Origin of the sequence: Marinilactibacillus piezotolerans, assembly GCF_900169305.1 — a bacterium.
Classification (GTDB): Bacteria; Bacillota; Bacilli; order Lactobacillales; family Carnobacteriaceae_A; genus Marinilactibacillus; species Marinilactibacillus piezotolerans_A.
This window is the reverse complement of record NZ_FWDP01000004.1, coordinates 1,014,150-1,033,049: the sequence shown is the minus strand read 5'-3', so window position 1 is coordinate 1,033,049 and position 18,900 is coordinate 1,014,150. Positions and strand designations below refer to the sequence as shown.

Sequence of the window (18,900 nt, the reverse complement as noted above, 5' to 3'; positions counted from 1 at the left end):
AGGTTAGGGATTTTATAAACAAAAAAGAGGTAATGAAATGAATTCAAAAAGAAACAATATTTCTTGGACACAATTTTCAGCAGTAAATGATGATATAACTTCTTCTTTTGAAGATTTGTGTAGGCTGCTTTTTAATAAGCAATTTTTTGACGGTAATAAAAATTTTGTTTCAAAACCAAACCATCCGGGTATTGAAATTTTTCCAGTATTTGAAGAAAAATCTGGAAAATGGATCAGTTTTCAATCAAAATTCTTTTCGTCCAATATCAATTATTCCAAAATAAAAGAATCAGTAGAAGTAACTATTAAACATCATTCAAACGATTTAGATATTTTTTATTTGTATTGCAATAAGGACATAAACACGGATTCGGCAGGATACAAAAAATGTAAAGATTTGCTTAATTCTGCTGGTATCGAAATTAGAATTATTGCTAATAAAGCAATTATTGATCGTGTTATCGAGAATCCTAGACTTGGTGAGTACTTCTTTGGACAGCATTCTTTAAACAAAGAGTGGTTTGAGGAAAAATTAGAACAAAGTCTTGATTCTATGGGAACTAGATACAATGAATTATTTAATATATCAACTGAGACAGAGAAAGAGTTTAATCTTTTTTTGAACAATGTGGAAACACTGAAAATTATTAAAGAAAAGAAAAAGAATGCACTCAGTAACCTTAAGGGTTTGAAATATTATCTTTCTGAAGAAAACGACTTGCTAGCTCGTGATATTTTTATCAAAATTCATTCTTATAAAATTCATAATCGTGCAAAAATAGAAGAGTGCCTTGTTTGGAAAGAAGATTTAGAAAGTTATTTTTCTGAAGAATTCGAATTAGTTAGCAGTGAGATAGAGAAGTTAAATGAAATAGAAACTGAAGATAAAATTGAAAAACAGGAAAATACGAACAAAGCTAATCGTTTGCAAACACTCATAAAAATCCCTTCATCTCTTGAGTTCAGTAGTTTAGAACAAAATCTCATTCAGAAAAAAGTTCTTATCATTAACGGTAAAGCTGGGATGGGGAAAAGTCAACTTTTATCTGAAGCGGCCAACACAATTATGAAAAATGACGGATATGTTATTTTGTTGCCAGGACATGCATTTTTATCTTCTGAACCAATTAAAAAACAAATTATATCTTATTTAGGACTTAGTCTTAACTTTTCCGAATTTTTAGATATTCTTGAGACGCTTGGTGAGTTAGCCAATGAAAAAGTCTATATATTTATTGACGCAATAAATGAAAGTAATAATAAAGAAATTTGGAAAACAGGTTTACTTATGCTTTTTCGCGAAATAGAGAAACTGAATTTTGTTAAAGTTGCCGTTTCGCTTCGGAGTGGGTATGAAAATTCAGTTCTTGATCAAAATATCAAACAAAAAATTGCTGAATATAAAATTCCTGAAATCACTCATTATGGATTTCAAAACGATAGTATTGAGGCAATTAAAGAATTTTTGAATCACTATAATATTCCATTTTCTCCATCCTATATTCTTCAATCAGAAATGACGAATCCTTTGTTTTTGACTATGTTCTGTAAGGCTTATGACGGGAGTGAGTTCGATTTATATCATGTACTTGAGAATTTTTTGGAAGCGTCAGACATAGAAGCACAAAAAAATGCATGTTTACCAAGTGATCGGAGGATATTGAATAATTTAATTAGTGAAATCGCAGAGTTTCATTTAAAAAATGAAACTTATACAATTAGCGAGCACGACTTATTGGAATTGAAATTCTGGAATCATTATGGATTAGTCGCAAATAAACTTTTATACCTATCATCGCTTACAAGATCTGGAATATTTTTAACTTTTATGCGTGATGATACAGAAATGTTTAAATTCGGCTACAATTTATTAGAAGATTTTATGTATGCAAAAGTGATTATCAATAAGTTCTCATCCGCAAAGGAATGCAAAAATTACCTAAGAAATGATTTGCTTAAAATAAGTGATGTCGAGGGAATTAACTGGAGATACACTGATACCTTTATTGTTTTAACAAATTTATTTTTCATGAAATTTGGCGAAGAGTGTATTGATATTATTGATGATGTTAAGAATGATTATGACAGAAATCGTCTACAAAGCGATTTTGTAAAATCTTTTTCTTTGCGTCTGTCACAAAATACAAAAAGCGATTATTTTCTTAATTTTGTAAACGAAAAAAATGTAGACCGAGATACTGTTTTTAGCGTGTTGATTGAGAATAGTGTGAGACTGGATAATCCATTAAATGCTGAGTTTCTTCATAATATCCTTAACAATAAGCCTTTAAATGTGCGAGATTATTTATGGACAACTTACATTAACGGCTTCGAGGATGAACATGATAGAGTGTTTCAATTGGTCAAATTTTTTGATGAAGGCAAAAAGTTAGACAATTCTCGCGAAAAAACTTGGCTAGTGCTATTATTATTATCTTGGCATTTGACCTCATCAAATAGATTATTGAGAGACAAGGTATCTAAGGCAATGATTGAGTTATTGAAGATTGATTTTTCACTCTGTCTACCACTTCTAAAAAAGTTTGAGTTAGTAAATGATCCTTATGTCATACAAAGACTGTATGGAATCGTCTTTGGTGCGTGCACAAAAGTTATTAATTTTACTGAGTTAGATTATAAAAATTTAGTAGAATATATTTATGCAACGATATTTGACAAACAGTCTATTTATCCAGATATTTTACTAAGAGACTATGCCAAGCTAATTATTCAATATTTCTTATTTAAATTTCCAGCATGTAAAACAAATATTAAAGAATCAAAAATAATACCGCCATACAACTCAGATTCGATACCAATAGTAGAAAAAGTAAGAAGTGAATACGACTCAGGGTTAGATACTATTGCTTATTCTATGGCACCTGAAGGCATAGATAGAATGTACGGAGATTTTGGAAGATATGTACTTGGCTCGGCTCTGAATTATTTTTTAGATGTGGATAATAGCAATATTTATAATTACTCAATGAAATTTATAGAAAGTGAGTTAGGCTACAAAAACGATTTATTCGGTGAATATGATAAATCACTAAACCTTAGTAATTATAACAGACATAATTTAAACAAAATTGAGAGAATCGGCAAGAAATATCAGTGGATCACAATGTACAATATTTTGGCCAGAATTTCAGACCATTACAAACTTTCTAATGTATGGAATGAAGACCAAGCAATAATATTTGACGGATCTTGGAATCCTTATGTTCGTGATTTCGATCCAACATTGAACAATAATTTTCTCAATGATCCGAATCGTCCAAATTTAATAAAAAAAAACCTAAGAGAAACAGATTTTATAGAAAAAGATGCATCTAGAAAAGATATAAATCAGTGGGTGAATAACGAAGATGATAATTTCTTTGCCTTAAATTCAGAATTGTTACTCTTAGATGAGGAAGACAATGAATGGGTAACATTGGACTATTATAATGTTTTAAGAAATACTGATATCGAATTGGACTTATCTCGATGGGAGGAATTTGGTGATCAAGATAAGTGGTTGATGGCACAAGGATATTTTGTTAAGAAAGAAGAATTTGATTTGTTAAAAAGTAGTTTAATGAATAAAAATTTTATGGGTCGATGGTTTCCTGAAGGAGTTCAAAGCATCTATTGGTTATTTAACCGTGAGTTTGGTTGGTCAACAGGATATAAAGTGCTAGAGAAAGATGCTTGGCTGGATTATAGTGCTGAAACTGGTGAGTTTGAAACTGTTAAATATCCGGAAATAGAAATCCCCATCATTTATAATTTTGATGAAGAAGATATGCAGCCAGATGAAAATGATGAAATAAAATTTAAAGAATGCAAAAGACCTATCCAGAAATTAATTGCAAAAGTAATGAGAACTTCTAATCGATTTTTGTGGGAAGAACAATATGATGCTTCTCAAAATAAGGCTACTTCTTTTAATATGCCTTGCGGATTTTTGATAGATGAATTGGAGTTAGAACAGCGGAAGCATGATGGTTACTATTATGATAAAAAAGGCGAACTGGTAGTGTTTTACGAAAGAGAAAGCGAAAATTTTGATAGTCCACACAGGATATTAATTCGAAAGAAACATTTAGATAAATTTTTGAATAAAAATGAGTTAGTCTTATTTTGGGAATGCCTTGGTGAAAAGCGATTTATGATTGAGAAAATGAGAGATCAGGAATGGAGCGAATGGAGTGGATTGCTTACTCTTGTTGATAATGATATTGTTGGTGAAGTAGTAAGGTATTCTAAAGATATACAAGAATAGGAAAGTTTAAGTAATATTATCCCTGCTTAAATTTAATTATTCTATAATAATCAAATAAAATGTAATATCAATAAAAGAGGCTGGGACTTAAGTCACTGATTAGCGTTATTTCGTAAAATCAGACAAGTAAAAAATCCGTCTAATAAAGAATTAGATATCCTAAATTTGACGTATTTGTTCTAATTGGCTAGTTTTGTCCCAGCCTCTATTCAATATACAGATTATTGAGCAAAAACTCATTTTTCATCTTAGATTAATTATTGTGTACAAAAACTCGTTCAGCTAACTTAGACGCGATAGTATCAATAGAATCTTCTATGGTGCTCAACCCACTTCTTGATCCAAGCAATGGACTAACTTCACAAAGTTCATCAAAAATTGTTTCATGTACGATAGGAACAAGTAAATCACGAGCAAGCAAAGCTGAAAGTTCTTTATCTGCTATACCTTCTGCTTTGATACGTTTAATAAATGAGGGAGTAACTAAAACAATTCCGATTTTATTTTTTATTGTAAAAAGAATACACTGGTAACATCCAAAGCTTAAGTAAGATATTTTATAGAACAAAATAAAGTTAAGTATATTTGAGAACATCACAAACAAAGAGAGAATAGTAGTGTCTGCTAAAACGTGGACGAATTTTGAGAAAGACGTCATGCATTTTTCGCAGGAATTCATGATCAAATAAACTTCAAGCGTCTTCCATAAGTTCCATTACATAAAAATGAGTCGGTTGTTTACTTGAAGTGGTGTAAAAGTCGGCAAGAACTTCAAATCCAAGTTTTTTATAAGTTGATAAGGCTCTTTCATTAAAAGCTGCCACAGATAATCTAAAGCCCTCTGGGTGATATTTAGACCTAGCAAAGTCAATGCCACTTCTAACAAATGCTGCACCTGTTCCTTTTCCAGTCAAAGAAGGATGCAATCCTAAGCCAATATCTAATAAATTTGAATTCTTATAACTTCCTGTATTATGACCGATAGGAACTTGGGCACTTTTCCCGTAACAGAAGAAACCGATAAGATTCCTGCCGTCAAAACAGGCGTAATAATCTTCTTCCAGCATTTCTGTCAGACTATCCTCTGTCATGTTATAAAAATCATATGGACTTTCATATTTCCATTTAATTATTTCTTCCGCATCTGCTTTATTCATTTTTTCTATTCTGTGCACATCAATCATACTTACAACCATAATGTAACTGGCATAAAAAAATGTTTTTACGGCGATAAAATCGTGAACCGTAAACTCAAATTTTAAAGTCACTGCTTTTTGATTTTTTGGATAGATCCTTTTTCTTGTTCCAATAAAGTTTCCAAGAATTTATCTAATCTTCCAACATCCTTTAAATTTTCAGGAAAGTCGATTTCAATAATGACTCTTTCCCCTGGAGTTATTTCTTCCCCAGTCTTGGTATCATAAAACTTTTTCATTAAGTATCCTCCTCATAAAATAACGCATTTCTTACTACAGCTTCAAAGTACCATAGTCAAAATTGACTTGCAAGCGTATTATTGGAACCTTAAGGAGCTTTAAAAATTATGTGTAAGTAAAAGTTAGGTAAAAATAGTGCACACCCAATAAAGATATTAGCAGCTCACTCATTAATAATTAAGTGCAGAAGGGGGAAACCACAATAGAAATTATATTAATAGGATTTAAATAGACATTCTCATATGAACTTTAAATAGAATACTATTTGAATTGATTAATAGTTTTGAGGTGTAAAAGGTAGTAGGGAACTACGAAGTACGTCTATATTTTTCACTAGTGTACTTAATTAACGAAACATAAAGAGACCGCCTAAGAAGAATGAACGGTCTCTTTGTGCTTTTAGAAAGATGTAAATGGTATGTAATCGTTTAGTTCATTTTGCCATTCTACACAAACTTTTACAGCTTATAACAGAACTGTAGAATTCAGTCATTACTCATTAACATAAATAAAATACTCAATGTCATAAAAAACAGGCTATTCAATATACCGTAAAATTGAACATAAAATGTATCACCTGTATTAAAATAGTTTGCGATAATCAGAATTGCAAATGCACAGCCGAATGAAAGTATGCGGTAAAAAACTTTTTTAGTCATCTTTGTCACCTCCATAAAACAAGCAATTTTCTAAGACTTGTGACGCAGCTAATTTCTTATTATTTAATATGTATGTCTAACCTGTATTTTGTATCAAACTCACTAATTCACAAGTGTCATACACTTTAGCAACCAAGAAAGCTACTATAAATTAAAATATTTTGAAAAAAATACCCAATCTTAACTACGACTGCCTCTGTTTTTATTATAGCCTTCTTCAAATGCTTTATAAGTAAAGATCGTATCACTTTCTAGTTTATTCAAGGAATTATATCCACTTCCAAATAACGAGATGGCTCTGATCTCAAAAGAATCTCCGTACACATAATCAGCATAAACATCTCCATTACCTCTGCCAACAAAGTGACTATTAATTCTATCGAGTACTTTATTGGACTTGCCAGCGTAGAAGATATCTTTTGAAATATTATGAAGCAGATAAACTCCTTTGAAATTTAAAGAGTTAGAATATAACCTCCTATTTCTGCCTTTGCGATTTCTCAACTCTAAAAAATCGTGTACAGACAACACTACACTATCTTCTGATAATCCTTTTATAAACTCAATAGTTTCTCTTTTTTCGAGGTATCTTAGATATGTAAGAATTAAAAAGATAGATAAGATGATAGAAATAATTAAACAACACAATTTTTAACAGAGTAGATGCCGTATATATGTTACTATTATTTTAGATAAACAAATTAGAAATTCAATTATTAAAAATATTAAGGTGATTTTATGAGCAGAATAAGCACTCCAAAAATATACTCAGTACCCTTTGGAGAAGAAAGTTTAAATAACTTACAAGAAGAACTATCAAATAAGTCAAAAGATACAGAAAAATTGATTTTTGATTTCCCGACTGTGTATATAGTAAATCACCAGGATAGAGATGGAGTATCAGTATACATAGGAGAAACTTCAGATATTATTCGACGTACCAGTCAACATTTAAGAAACGATCCATTAGAGCGTAAAGATTGGGAAACAATAAAGAATGCTTCAAATTCCAATATGTTTATAATTGGACATGATTATTTTAACAAGTCACTTACAATGGATATTGAAAACAAATTGATGTTATATATGTCTAGCTTAGATGGAGTAAAAGAAATTTATAATAGACGATCAAATGATCAAAAGGAATATTACACTTCTGATAAATTAAATGATATTTTTTCTAAAGTATGGCAAGAATTAAGAAGAAAAAATAAAAATTTATTTCCTTTGGAAAGTGTTATCAAAGATTCCGCTTTATTTAAAGCATCTCCTTTTCATAAATTAACAAAAGAACAATCAAAAGCAAAAAATGAAATTATGTTAAAAATTTTAAGTGCTATGACTGTAGAAAAAGAGAGTCAACTTATCTTTGTCCATGGAGAAGCGGGGACTGGGAAAACAGTTTTATTAAGTTCACTTTTTTATGATCTTTTCCAAGAAACTGATGAAGGAAATCCAGTCTATAAAGACACGAATAATTATTTGTTAGTCAATCATGATGAACAGTTAACGGTATACCAGCAAATTATGGAGAAGCTGGGAGTGTTAAAAAGCGGGAATGAATTTGTCGGAAAACCAACTCGATTTATTAATCAAATATCTCCAGAAGAAAAGGTGGATGTCGTTCTAATCGATGAGGGGCATCTCCTGTTAACGCAAGGGAAACAGTCTTATCGTGGAAATAATCATCTTAAAGACATTTTAGAAAGAGCAAAAGTAGTCGTTTTGATTTTTGACGAGAATCAGATTTTAACTACGGAACAATATTGGGAAAATCATAAATTAATTGAATTCAAAGAGAAAGCTCTAGATCAAAACAATTATATTAAATTGGAAAAACAAATTCGAATTAAAGCGAATATCGATACTGTTAATTGGATTAGGGATATTATAGATAAAGGTGAAGTACAATCTATTCCTAATGATAAAGAATATGATTTAAGGATTTTTAATTCTCCAGAAGAATTAGATAAAGAAATAAAGAAAAAAGCTAATAATCAAGACTTTGGTCTGTCCAGACTTTTAGCAACATATGACTGGCCGTACCATAACAAGAATCTGACTGAAAATGGTGAATATTGGAAAGTGAAAATAGATCAGTGGTCAAAACCTTGGAATCTTTTGTCTCATGAACCTAAGGAGATACGGTCAAAAGTTAAAGATTTGGCTTGGGCAGAGCAGCCTCAAACGATTGATCAAGTAGGATCTACCTTCACCATTCAAGGATTTGATTTAAATTATGCTGGGGTAATCATTGGACCTTCAGTGATTTATCGAGATGGAAAAATTCAGTTTGATCCCGATGCAAGTGCAAATAAAAAAGCAACGCGTAATAGAACATTAGAAAATGGGGAAAAGGAATCTTTTGCTGATACATTTTTGAGAAACGAACTTAACGTATTGCTCACTCGAGGAGTAAATGGACTTTATATCTATGCTGTAGATAAAGAGTTGCGTGAAGCTTTGCTAGCAGCGCAAAAGTGAGAAATGGAATTCATTAAAGAGGAGGTATAACTAGTATGACAGATATTAATGAATTAACAACTTTGGTAAATAAATTCAGAGATGATAGGGAATGGAGACAATTTCATAATCCAAAAGATTTAGCTATATCTCTATCCTTAGAAGTATCAGAGCTGCTAGAGAATTTCCAGTGGAAAACAAGTGAAGAAGCAATAAAAGTCAATAACGAAAATCTTAAAGAAGAGTTAGCCGATGTACTCATCTATGCTTTGATGCTCAATGACGAATTAGGATTTGATCTAGAAGAAATTGTTAAGGATAAATTATTGAAAAATGATGAAAAATATCCTGTAGATAAGAGTAAAGGAAAGAAAGAAAAGTATAATAGTATCTAAAAAACAATAATAAGGGTGCAGGATAAATATTTTTAATTCATTTGAATAACATTTAAAGGCCGCACCGTTATGGAGCGGTTTTTTATGATGAGTTTATATGTTTGATATATTACTTTTAGTTTTAATATTAATCATTTCTTCTACTTATTGATCTTTATTTACTAGTAAATATAGAATAAAATGAAGAAAGACTAAAAAGTATGACAAGAACAGACGATTGTATCAATAATGTTTGTTCTAACTGTTTAATTAAACTTATTGTTAGTAGAATGAAAGAATAAGCAATCCGAAAATAAATAGAAAATGATTAAGAACGATTTATTAATTTCAATATTAGGCAGGAAGTGAAGTAATTGAAACAAATTAATGTAGTGGGTGCAATTATCATAGAAGATGGAAAGATTTTATGTGCGCAAAGAGGCGCTGAAAAGTCTTTGCCGAACCTATGGGAATTTCCAGGCGGGAAGATTGAACAGGGAGAGACGCCTCAAGAGGCACTTGTTAGAGAGTTAGAAGAAGAGTTGCTGATTGAAGTGGAAGTCAAGCCAGATCAGTTTGAACATACTGTTTATGAGTATGATTTTGGAACGGTCCATTTAACGACGTTTATTTGTATCTTAAAAGAAGGCACACCTAAACTGACGGAGCATATTGAAGTGAGATGGCTGAAACCAGAAGAATTGAATAGCGTGGAATGGGCACCGGCAGATATTCCAGCAGTAGAAAAGCTTATCTTGGAAGGAATTACAGTATGACGGATCAGTTAGAACAATCGCTGAAGAAAGCATTTATTGATCAGACAATTCAAGGATCTCATTTTGATCCAAAGATCATTATTAATAATGATTCTCAGCAGCAATTTATGCTGAATGTACTACAGGAAGAACTGGAAACCTGTCAGGCGTTCTTTTTCTCTGTTGCCTTTCTTACGCAAGATGGTTTAGCAGCATTAAAAACACAGTTAGCTGACTTGAATCGTAAAGGGATAAAAGGTCGAATTTTGACCTCTGTTTATCTAGCTTTTAATCAACCTGAAGTGTTTGAGGACTTGCTTAAAATTCCAAATGTTGAAGTCAAAATATCGAGTAAAAAAGGATTCCATTCTAAAGGGTATTTGTTTAAACAAGCAGAGTATCATTCCTTTATTATTGGGAGTTCTAATTTGACGATGAGTGCGCTAAAAATCAATTATGAGTGGAACGTTCGTCTGACATCATGTGATCATGGTGAAATGATTCAGGAAATTGGGTTACATATGGAGCAAGAATGGTTAGAGGCTGAAGCTTTAACCGTTGAATGGATCGAACACTACAAACAGAATTACCAGAAACCTGTGTATATCAAAGAACTGAAAAGAGCAGATAGTGATACTTTAATTGAATTTGATGGCACGTATATCACACCAAATAAGATGCAGGAAGAAGCATTAGTGAACCTAGAACAATTAAGAGCGGCTGGTGCAAGAAGAGGACTCGTCATTTCAGCAACGGGTACTGGGAAAACCTACTTGTCTGCGTTTGATGTTCAAAAGGTCAGACCAAAGCGTGTCTTATTCGTTGTGCATAGAGAACAGATTTTGAATAAAGCAAAACAGGATTATCAGAAAGTATTAGGCGGAAAGTCTGAAGAGTATGGAATACTGTCAGGACATCGTAAAGAGACGGACGCTAAATATGTATTTGCAACGATTCAGACACTTTCAAAAGAATCCATTTTAACTCAATTCGATCCAAGTCATTTTGACTACATCTTAATTGATGAAGTCCATAAAGCCGGAGCTGAATCTTATCATCGCGTGATCGATTACTTTAAACCGAAGTTTTTATTGGGTATGACAGCAACACCTGAAAGAACGGATAACTTCAATATTTTCGAATTGTTTGATTACAATATTGCCTATGAAATTCGTCTACAAAAAGCGTTAGAAGCAGACTTGATTGCGCCATTCAATTATTTTGGTGTCACGGATTATGAAAGAGAAGGCGAATTGATCACCGAGACGACGGACTTGAGATACTTAGTAGAAGAAGAACGAGTGAATTATTTGATTGAAAAAATTAAATATTATGGATGTTCAGGTAATATTCCAAAAGGCCTTGTTTTCTGTAGTAGCCGAAAAGAAGCAGAGTTACTGTCAGCTGAATTCAGTTATCGAGGCATTCCGAGTGCTTATCTGGCAGGCACGCATTCTCTTACTGAGCGGGAGAGGGAAATTGAGCGACTTGAAAACGGTGAGTTGCAGTACATTTTTACAGTAGATATTTTCAATGAAGGAATTGATATTCCTAAAATCAATCAAGTTGTCATGCTGCGTAACACCTTATCCAGTATTATCTTCATTCAACAGCTTGGTCGCGGGTTAAGAAAGCATGAGTCTAAAGAGTTTGTAAATGTCATCGATTTTATCGGGAATTACAAGAATAACTACATGATTCCGATGGCATTATCTGGTGATGTGTCTAGAAACAAAAATAACCTCAGAAAAGATACATTTGATACGCACTACATTTCAGGGGTTTCAACCATCAATTTTGAAGAAATTGCCAGAGAACAAATTTATTCTTCCATTAACCAGGTTGCGGTTGATAGTATGATGGAGCTGAAAAAGTCTTATGAGTTATTGAAAAATCGATTAGGAAGAATTCCTTATTTAAAAGATTTTGAAGAACAGCAAACATTAGATCCAGCTTTAATTGCAGGTAAGAAGCATAATTACTATGAGTTTTTGGCAGCTATTAAAGAAAGTGAAGACGAATTGAGTAAAGTAGAGTCAGGATATCTGACTTTTGTAACGAGAGAGTTATTACCAGGAATGAGAAGACACGAATTGGTTTTGATGCTGAAGCTGATCAATGAGCCGAGTAGAAAGTTTACAGTAGCTGAATTAAAGCAGTTCTTCTATGACTGCGGTTTGTTAAATGATGAAGAAATGATCCATTCCGTTATTCGTACACTGGACTTGAGCTTTTTTACCGGTCAAGAAGCTAAAGTCTACAGTGGACTTGAACTAATTCAATTTAAAGATGGGGAAGTAGAATTAACAAGCAAATTCAAAGAGGCACTAAAAAAAGAAACATTTATCAAGTTGATCAAAGATACACTGATCACTGGAAAACTAAAATCGAAACAGTTTGATCAAACGACTCCACTGACCAGATTTCAGAAGTATCGTCGTAAAGACGTCATCAGGTTACTAAAGTGGGAACAACAAATGATCAATCAGAATATTGGCGGATATACAGATTTCAAAGACCAGTTTGTCATTTTCGTTACGTTGGAAAAAGGGGATGATTTTGCTGGCGCTCAAATGGCTTATGAGGATGAGTTATTAGACGTCTCTACAATGAAATGGTTTACGAAATCTCCACGAACACTAAATTCTCCAGAAGTCATCAAACTTAAAAAGCCAGATGACTATGACATCCATGTCTTCGTCAAAAAGTCAGATGATGAAGGTTCTGATTTTTATTATCTGGGAGAAGTAAAACCGAAATTAGAAACCATTACTCAATTGGAAAAACCAGACAAGAAAGGCAATATGAAAAACGTTGTCGAGATGCAATTAAAGTTTCTGGAGCCGATTGAGACTAAGTTGTATCGATATTTGCAGTATAGAAGTTAATCATATGTGGTGAAAGATTATAAAACTGTTAATAGACATAAATTGTTTATAGAAAAGCAAAGGTCTTTAATTGTAATGGTTGACCATGCTGACACGAATGTAATGGTAGAAAAAAATGTTAGAATATGAAAAACCGAAAGAAATCCTTTAAGTACCTGTAAATGAAAGTGGCCAAGAAAGAATCTTTGTTTTAAAAGAAAAAAATTAACGAAATTAATTACAGTTGTGAAATAGAGGTAAATATATGAAACCAAAAGGATTAAAACAGGGAGATAAAGTAGCCATTGTCAGTCTTTCTAGTGGAATTCTAGGAGAAGCTTTTGCAAAACATCAGGTAGAAATTGCAACAAAACGATTAAAATCATTTGGCTTGGATCCTATATTTATGCCTAATGCGTTAAAAGGGACAGAGGTGTTAAAAAACCATCCTGAGATGAGAGCAGAAGACTTAAAAGCTGCTTTTCGTGATCCTTCTATCAAAGGAATCATATGTGCTATAGGAGGAGATGATACATATCGACTGCTTCCTTTTTTAATGGAGGACAAAGAGTTTATACATAATGTAAAAACTTCTCCCAAAATTTTTACAGGTTTTTCGGATACAACCATTAACCACTTGATGTTCCAACGCTTAGGTATGAATACTTTTTATGGACCAAATATTTTAAATGACTTCGCTGAGTTAGGGGAGGAACTGCTTCCTTATACTAGAAAGATCATTTCTGGATTTTTTGAAGAACGAGAACTTAACGGAATTCCTGAGAGTGAGTTTTGGTATGAAGAACGGAGTGATTTTTCTCAGGATGCGGTCGGAACAGAAAGGAAGAAACATTTAGAAAAACGAGGAGTAGAAGTTCTGCAAGGCACGGGAAATGTATCGGGCAAACTGCTTGGGGGCTGCTTGGAAAGTCTAGCCGAGTGTCTGACTGGAGAACGGTACAGAGAGCAGGCAGAGATGATTCAGTCCTACAATATCTTTCCTTCATTGGATGAGTGGAAAGGTAAGTTGCTGTTTATTGAAACAAGCGAAGAAAAGCCTAGTCCGGAAAAATTAAGAGAACTTTTGACTGTCTTAAAAGAATATGGACTATTTGATGTTATCAGTGGTAGTTTGATTGGGAAACCTCAGAACGAAGTTTATTATGAGGAATACAAATCTGTTATCATTGATGTGGTTTCCGATGAAAAATTACCTATCCTTTACAATCTCCCTTTTGGACATGCTTATCCTAGATGTTTGCTGCCCTACGGTATTGAAGCTACATTAGATACAGAAAAGAAATCAGTAAGATTCAATGACTCTTATTTTGGGTGATTTGCGGATATGTTTAAGTAATCACCAATGAACTAAAAAACTCATATAATACCCAATTTACTATTAAAGTAGATTGGGTATTTTGATTTTCACTTTAGATTCTTAAAACAAACATTTGATTTTAAAGTTTTAGGGTGCAGAACTTGCACCCCAAATAAATAATGAGTGCGATATACTATGTATACAATCAAACTTGGCCAAGGGAGATTAAATAAAAATGGATAATTATCGATTGAACTTGATTTATAAGTTGAACCATATTGCGAATGAATTAGAGATCGGAACGGTAGAGTATGAGCTTGCAAAGTTCTTCTTAGAAAATTTTAAAAGCGTTAACAAATGGAATATCTATCAAATTGCAGAAGACAACAATGTATCAAGAGCTTCAGTTCGAAGATTCGCTAAGCAGCTAGGATATGCAAATTTTTCAGATATGAAAGCTCATGTTCAGGAATTTGATGATGGTATTCATGATTTTCAGCAGTTTTATGGAGTGGAGGGTTTCTTAGATGTATTGGTGTCGAATATTCAGGCTTTGATGAAAGAGCTGAGTATACGAATGAATACGCAGGAAGTGGATCGATTAAATAAACTCATCAATGAAAACAATGAAGTTATTATTTTTACTTCTAGTAACATTGCAGGATTGGTAAAGACATTTCAACAGCGAATGATTATTTTTGGTAAGAGAGTCACCTTATTGACTGAACTGGATGACTTGAGAAAGTTCAAGAATGCAAAAGAAAAACCGCTGATTATTGTGTTCTCAATTTCAGGGCTTTTACTTTCAACGATTCTTTCAGAACTTAGACAGATCGAGGCAACTAAAATCTTATTCACGAATAATCGCAATCCAATTTATAATCAGGACTTTGACAAGCTTTATCATTTGAGTTCACAACATCATGAAAGCGATATAAACGATTTGCTGTATTACACTTATGGGATCAATTTCGTATTAGATTTATTATTCAATGGATATTTAATGAAGTATAAAAAGGAAGGAATTTGATTATGCATTATAAAGACAATCCGACATTTCCGAAAGATTTTTTATGGGGAGCTTCAAGCTCGGCTTGGCAAGTTGAAGGGGCAGTAGCAGAAGATGGACGTGCTCCAGCCATCATTGACTTAAATAGTAAAAAGAAAAAACCTTACGCTGATAATTCTATCGCGTCTGATCACTATCATTTTTATAAAGAAGATGTGCAACTTATGAAAGAAGCAGGATGAGTATTGCGGCCGTTTTTTACCAGTAGTGCGGTTCTTTTTACCACCTTGTGCGGACTATTTTACCAGTATTTGTGTGGAATTTTACCAATCGACCTTGTTCTGACAGTAAAATCTATACAACGGGGCTTTACAATCTCATAAACGTGAATGATTATCATATTAGATTAAAAAGTAGCTGAAAGATTTAATTATTAGAGGAACCTTAGTACACAATTCAGAATCTTATGATACAATTAAATTAGTTAAAAATTTGTTGTATTAACATTGTTGATTATTGAACTAAAAGAGCTTGTTTGTAAAACACGCCTTTTTCAGTCAATGAAAAACGACCGTGTAATTTACATATATAATAACGAAAGGTGTGATGTCTTATGGCAAATAAAATAAATTACGATGATAAAGTAAGGTTAGTATTCAGGAAAAAATCTATACTAAGGAGATGTCACATTGAAATTGAACGAAGATAAGTTTGATTTTGTATCAGAAACAGAAAGATTAGTGATAAGACCATTACAAGAAACTGACTATGAAAATTGGTTGAATGAATTTGAAAACAGAAAGCCTTCTAAACATCGCCACGATCAAGGGAAAATTGATATGAGCGTTTGTACATCGGAATGGTTTGATAATTTGGTAGATAAACACCAAAATCTAGCAGATATTGATAGTGCTTATATATTTGGTGTATTCCGAAAAAAAGATGGCACACATATAGGTATGGTGGATTTTTCGACCTTGGAAAGAGGAGAATTCCAGTGGGGAAGAATTGGATACACAATCCATAATCAATACTGGAGAAAGGGTTATGGTAAAGAAGCAGTTAGAGAGGCTCTTTATATTGCTTTTAATCATTTGAAATTCCATCGTATAGAAGCCCATATCAATTTAGACAACATTGCGTCAATCAGTTTAGCAGAGAGCGTTGGGATGGAGTATGAAAGTACACGAAAAGGTTTTATTTTTGAATTTGGAGAATGGACAGATAATCTAGTTTACTTTAAAAATTCTACAGAGTAAATATTTTAAAAATGAAAATCGATTGTTCCGTAAGAATAGTTACTTTTTCACTACCGAGTGTTTTAGTTGAATAAAACATTTTATTAAATAGAACTTCCAAAAAATGGAAGTTCTATTTCTTTCTATCAATAATATACTTCAACATAACTATTAAAAAGATAAATAAGATGATTAATTAGATATATAGCAATAACAAAATATAAAATAGCTGTATTTGTAGATGGTGAGTTTTGGGATGTATATGATTGGGAAAACCACGAAGTACTAAAAATTTTAGATTCACGTATAGAAAAGATAATGAAAGAGATTAACGATCGACAAAATTAAATATCAATATGAGTACAACTACAATTGCAAGCGGCAACCTAATTTAGCAAAATTTAGATCTTATTAAAGTGCTATTTTCCCTAATAACCTTTAGTAAAACAGCAATATAGAATTGATGATTTTCTAAAGTTGGTTGATCACTTTGTAGATAAATTTTTTACTGACTAAAAGAGAGACTTCTTTAAACAATATGGAAGAAGAGTTATTACGAGTAGAAAATGAACTCACAATAGTTTTAAGAAAATTGAGTATTGAACCAAATATAGAAAATAGATCACCGGTTTCAAAAGGTGTTACAAAGAAAGAATGATTTGAAACAACATTGAATGAATAAAATGATGAAAAATAGAGATTTAATATGATGGTAGAGGTAACAATTTTAGAGTAAACCGTCTCCCATCCCATATTGACATTTCCATCCAACATGGTAAGATAAACTCAATCAAATAAGAAATCCACTAGGGGTGCTCATTGAGCTGAGATAAGGCTGTGCCTTGATCCCTTAGAACCTGATCTGGTTAATACCAGCGTAGGAAAGTGGAGTCGACTTTCATTTTTTTGACGAAAAGCATTCAGTGGTTTCATTGAATGGGTATAGGTTTTAAATACAGGCAGTTTCATTATGCCTTGTAAAACGTATACATGAATCAAACATTTAATCTTAGGTCGCTCCGTTTTTCGGGGCGGCCTTTTTGCTTTGCTCGTTTGAACGTAGTGAATTACGAGCAAAGTAGTAGGCGTAGCAAAGCGGAGCGTAGTTTCCGATTACGCTCTGAGGCGTAAACGTCCCACTTCCCTGCATTGGCTACCAATCACTTCTAGGATTTCTTCAAAAATAGGAGGAATAAGGAATGAGTTTTGGGAAAGCATTACGTAAGGAAGCAGATTATATTTTTGAGGCAACGTACAATCATCCATTTGTACAAGGGATTGCGAAAGGTGAGGTAGAACCTGAACAATTGATGCATTATGTGAAACAAGATTTTGAATATTTGAATGGGATGATCAAAGCACGTGCGTTAGGGTTAGCGAAATGTACGAATCGTGAAGATACGGCTTTGTTCAGTTCTGGGATTGAGTTTATTTTGAATAGTGAAACGCATCCGCATCATAATTTTTGTGAAGTAGCGGGTGTAGATTATGAAGACTTACAAGGCTTTCCATTAGCGCCGACTGCTCAACAGTATGTGGATCATATGTTGACGGTGGCACATGAAGGAACACTTGCGGAAAGTATTGCGGTGACACTACCTTGTCCGTGGATTTATTTAGATATTTGTCAGCGTATGATTAAGGAATATGCGCCAGAAGAAAATCATCCGTTTTATGAGTGGATTTCGTTTTACGGTGCACAAGAAATGCCGAGAATGAATGCATTCATTAAATTGATGGATCAATTAGCGGAAAATGCAAATGAAGAAGAAAAAGCAAGAATGAAAAAACATTTCATTCAAGGATGCCAACTGGAGTATAAGTTTTTTGATATGGCGTATACATTGGAAGACTGGCCGGTTCAAAAATAACATTACGAGTTTAACCGTTAATTAAATCATGTGGAGGAACGATATGAAAAATTCAAAAACGTTAAATTTACGAGAAATCGTGGTGATGGCTTCGATTGCAATTGTGTTTGGTGTGTTATATCTAGGCTGGATTTTCTTTGGACAAGTGGTGAGAGGTGTGCTGGGTCCAGTCGGTTGGGGATTGATAACAGGTGTCTGGATTATGGCGCCGACGATGTGTGCGTATATTATTCAAAAGCCTGGTGTTGCCTTAGCTGCGGAGTTGATTGCGGCTGTGACCGAGATATTAGTCGGTTCAGTAAATGCGGGCACGGTGCTTTTATTGGGCTTTACGCAAGGATTAGGTGCGGAGATTGGCTTAGCTTTATTCTTGTACAGAAATTATAAGCTTCCTGGCTTAATGTTAGCGGGGGTGCTTGGAACGTTTGCGAACTTTATGACGACGTATGTGCTCTATGGCTATAGTCAATATTCACCGCTCGTTACTTGGCTCATGCTAGGTGCGATGATGATCAGTGGTGCGATTTTTGCAGGTTTAGGTAGTAAAAAGATTTCGGATGCCTTAAGCTGCACTGGCGTATTGGACAACTTTGCATTAGGGAAATTACGCAGACAAAATCAAGAATTAAATAAAGGAGTTTAA

15 protein-coding genes and 1 riboswitch are annotated in these 18,900 nt (G+C 33.1%); of the genes, 11 read left to right on the top strand and 4 right to left on the bottom strand.

Features of this window, described 5'->3' with window-relative positions; all coding sequences use genetic code 11:
* Nucleotides 1–37 precede the first annotated feature (37 nt).
* Nucleotides 38–4,267 (top strand): ATP-binding protein, encoded by a 4,230-nt coding sequence (locus B6F02_RS08675; RefSeq protein WP_080146958.1) that lies wholly within the window; start codon nucleotides 38–40, stop codon nucleotides 4,265–4,267.
* Nucleotides 4,268–4,520: 253 nt separating this feature from the next.
* On the opposite strand, the gene B6F02_RS11075 is transcribed toward B6F02_RS08675, so the two are convergent.
* From B6F02_RS11075 to B6F02_RS08660, 4 genes are all read right to left on the bottom strand, one after another.
* On the bottom strand, nucleotides 4,521–4,946 hold the full coding sequence (locus B6F02_RS11075; RefSeq protein WP_218672174.1) for a hypothetical protein: 426 nt from the start codon (nucleotides 4,944–4,946) through the stop codon (nucleotides 4,521–4,523).
* A 13-nt stretch (nucleotides 4,947–4,959) separates the two neighbouring features.
* Nucleotides 4,960–5,535, bottom strand: a complete 576-nt coding sequence (locus B6F02_RS08665) for a GNAT family N-acetyltransferase (protein WP_080146957.1) — start codon at nucleotides 5,533–5,535, stop codon at nucleotides 4,960–4,962.
* Complete coding sequence (locus B6F02_RS11015) at nucleotides 5,532–5,702, bottom strand: hypothetical protein (RefSeq protein WP_179128559.1); 171 nt, start codon at nucleotides 5,700–5,702, stop codon at nucleotides 5,532–5,534. The genes B6F02_RS08665 and B6F02_RS11015 overlap by 4 nt, the downstream gene beginning before the upstream one ends.
* Nucleotides 5,703–6,542: 840 nt before the next feature.
* Entirely contained in the window at nucleotides 6,543–6,893 is a 351-nt protein-coding gene (locus tag B6F02_RS08660; protein ID WP_179128558.1) for a GIY-YIG nuclease family protein, read from the bottom strand.
* A gap of 207 nt (nucleotides 6,894–7,100) precedes the next feature.
* Here B6F02_RS08660 and B6F02_RS08655 point away from each other — a divergent pair, with 207 nt between their 5' ends.
* From B6F02_RS08655 to B6F02_RS08610, 10 genes are all read left to right on the top strand, one after another.
* The gene (locus tag B6F02_RS08655) at nucleotides 7,101–8,846 is read left to right on the top strand and encodes a DUF2075 domain-containing protein (RefSeq protein WP_080146955.1); all 1,746 of its coding nucleotides are present in this window, start codon (nucleotides 7,101–7,103) and stop codon (nucleotides 8,844–8,846) included.
* A gap of 35 nt (nucleotides 8,847–8,881) precedes the next feature.
* A complete protein-coding gene (locus B6F02_RS08650) occupies nucleotides 8,882–9,220 on the top strand; it encodes a nucleotide pyrophosphohydrolase (protein WP_080146954.1) in 339 nt (112 codons plus the stop codon).
* Between the two features lie 353 nt (nucleotides 9,221–9,573).
* Nucleotides 9,574–9,975, top strand: a complete 402-nt coding sequence (locus B6F02_RS08645; protein ID WP_080146953.1) for a (deoxy)nucleoside triphosphate pyrophosphohydrolase — start codon at nucleotides 9,574–9,576, stop codon at nucleotides 9,973–9,975.
* Nucleotides 9,972–12,842 carry a DUF3427 domain-containing protein gene (locus B6F02_RS08640; RefSeq protein ID WP_080146952.1) on the top strand — a complete coding sequence of 957 codons (2,871 nt, stop codon included), beginning with the start codon at nucleotides 9,972–9,974 and terminating at the stop codon, nucleotides 12,840–12,842. The genes B6F02_RS08645 and B6F02_RS08640 overlap by 4 nt, the downstream gene beginning before the upstream one ends.
* Before the next feature lie 244 nt (nucleotides 12,843–13,086).
* Entirely contained in the window at nucleotides 13,087–14,157 is a 1,071-nt protein-coding gene (locus tag B6F02_RS08635; RefSeq protein ID WP_080146951.1) for a S66 family peptidase, read from the top strand.
* A gap of 217 nt (nucleotides 14,158–14,374) precedes the next feature.
* Complete coding sequence (locus B6F02_RS08630) at nucleotides 14,375–15,169, top strand: MurR/RpiR family transcriptional regulator (protein WP_080146950.1); 795 nt, start codon at nucleotides 14,375–14,377, stop codon at nucleotides 15,167–15,169.
* A 2-nt stretch (nucleotides 15,170–15,171) separates the two neighbouring features.
* Nucleotides 15,172–15,390, top strand: coding sequence for a family 1 glycosylhydrolase (locus B6F02_RS08625; RefSeq protein WP_256864675.1), 219 nt, complete (start codon nucleotides 15,172–15,174; stop codon nucleotides 15,388–15,390).
* 447 nt (nucleotides 15,391–15,837) lie between these two features.
* Nucleotides 15,838–16,407, top strand: a complete 570-nt coding sequence (locus B6F02_RS08620) for a GNAT family N-acetyltransferase (RefSeq protein WP_080146949.1) — start codon at nucleotides 15,838–15,840, stop codon at nucleotides 16,405–16,407.
* A gap of 777 nt (nucleotides 16,408–17,184) precedes the next feature.
* Nucleotides 17,185–17,287, top strand: a riboswitch (TPP riboswitch).
* Nucleotides 17,288–17,585: 298 nt separating this feature from the next.
* On the top strand, nucleotides 17,586–18,257 hold the full coding sequence (tenA, locus tag B6F02_RS08615; RefSeq protein ID WP_080146948.1) for a thiaminase II: 672 nt from the start codon (nucleotides 17,586–17,588) through the stop codon (nucleotides 18,255–18,257).
* Nucleotides 18,258–18,300: 43 nt separating this feature from the next.
* The gene (locus B6F02_RS08610; protein ID WP_179128557.1) at nucleotides 18,301–18,900 is read left to right on the top strand and encodes an ECF transporter S component; all 600 of its coding nucleotides are present in this window, start codon (nucleotides 18,301–18,303) and stop codon (nucleotides 18,898–18,900) included.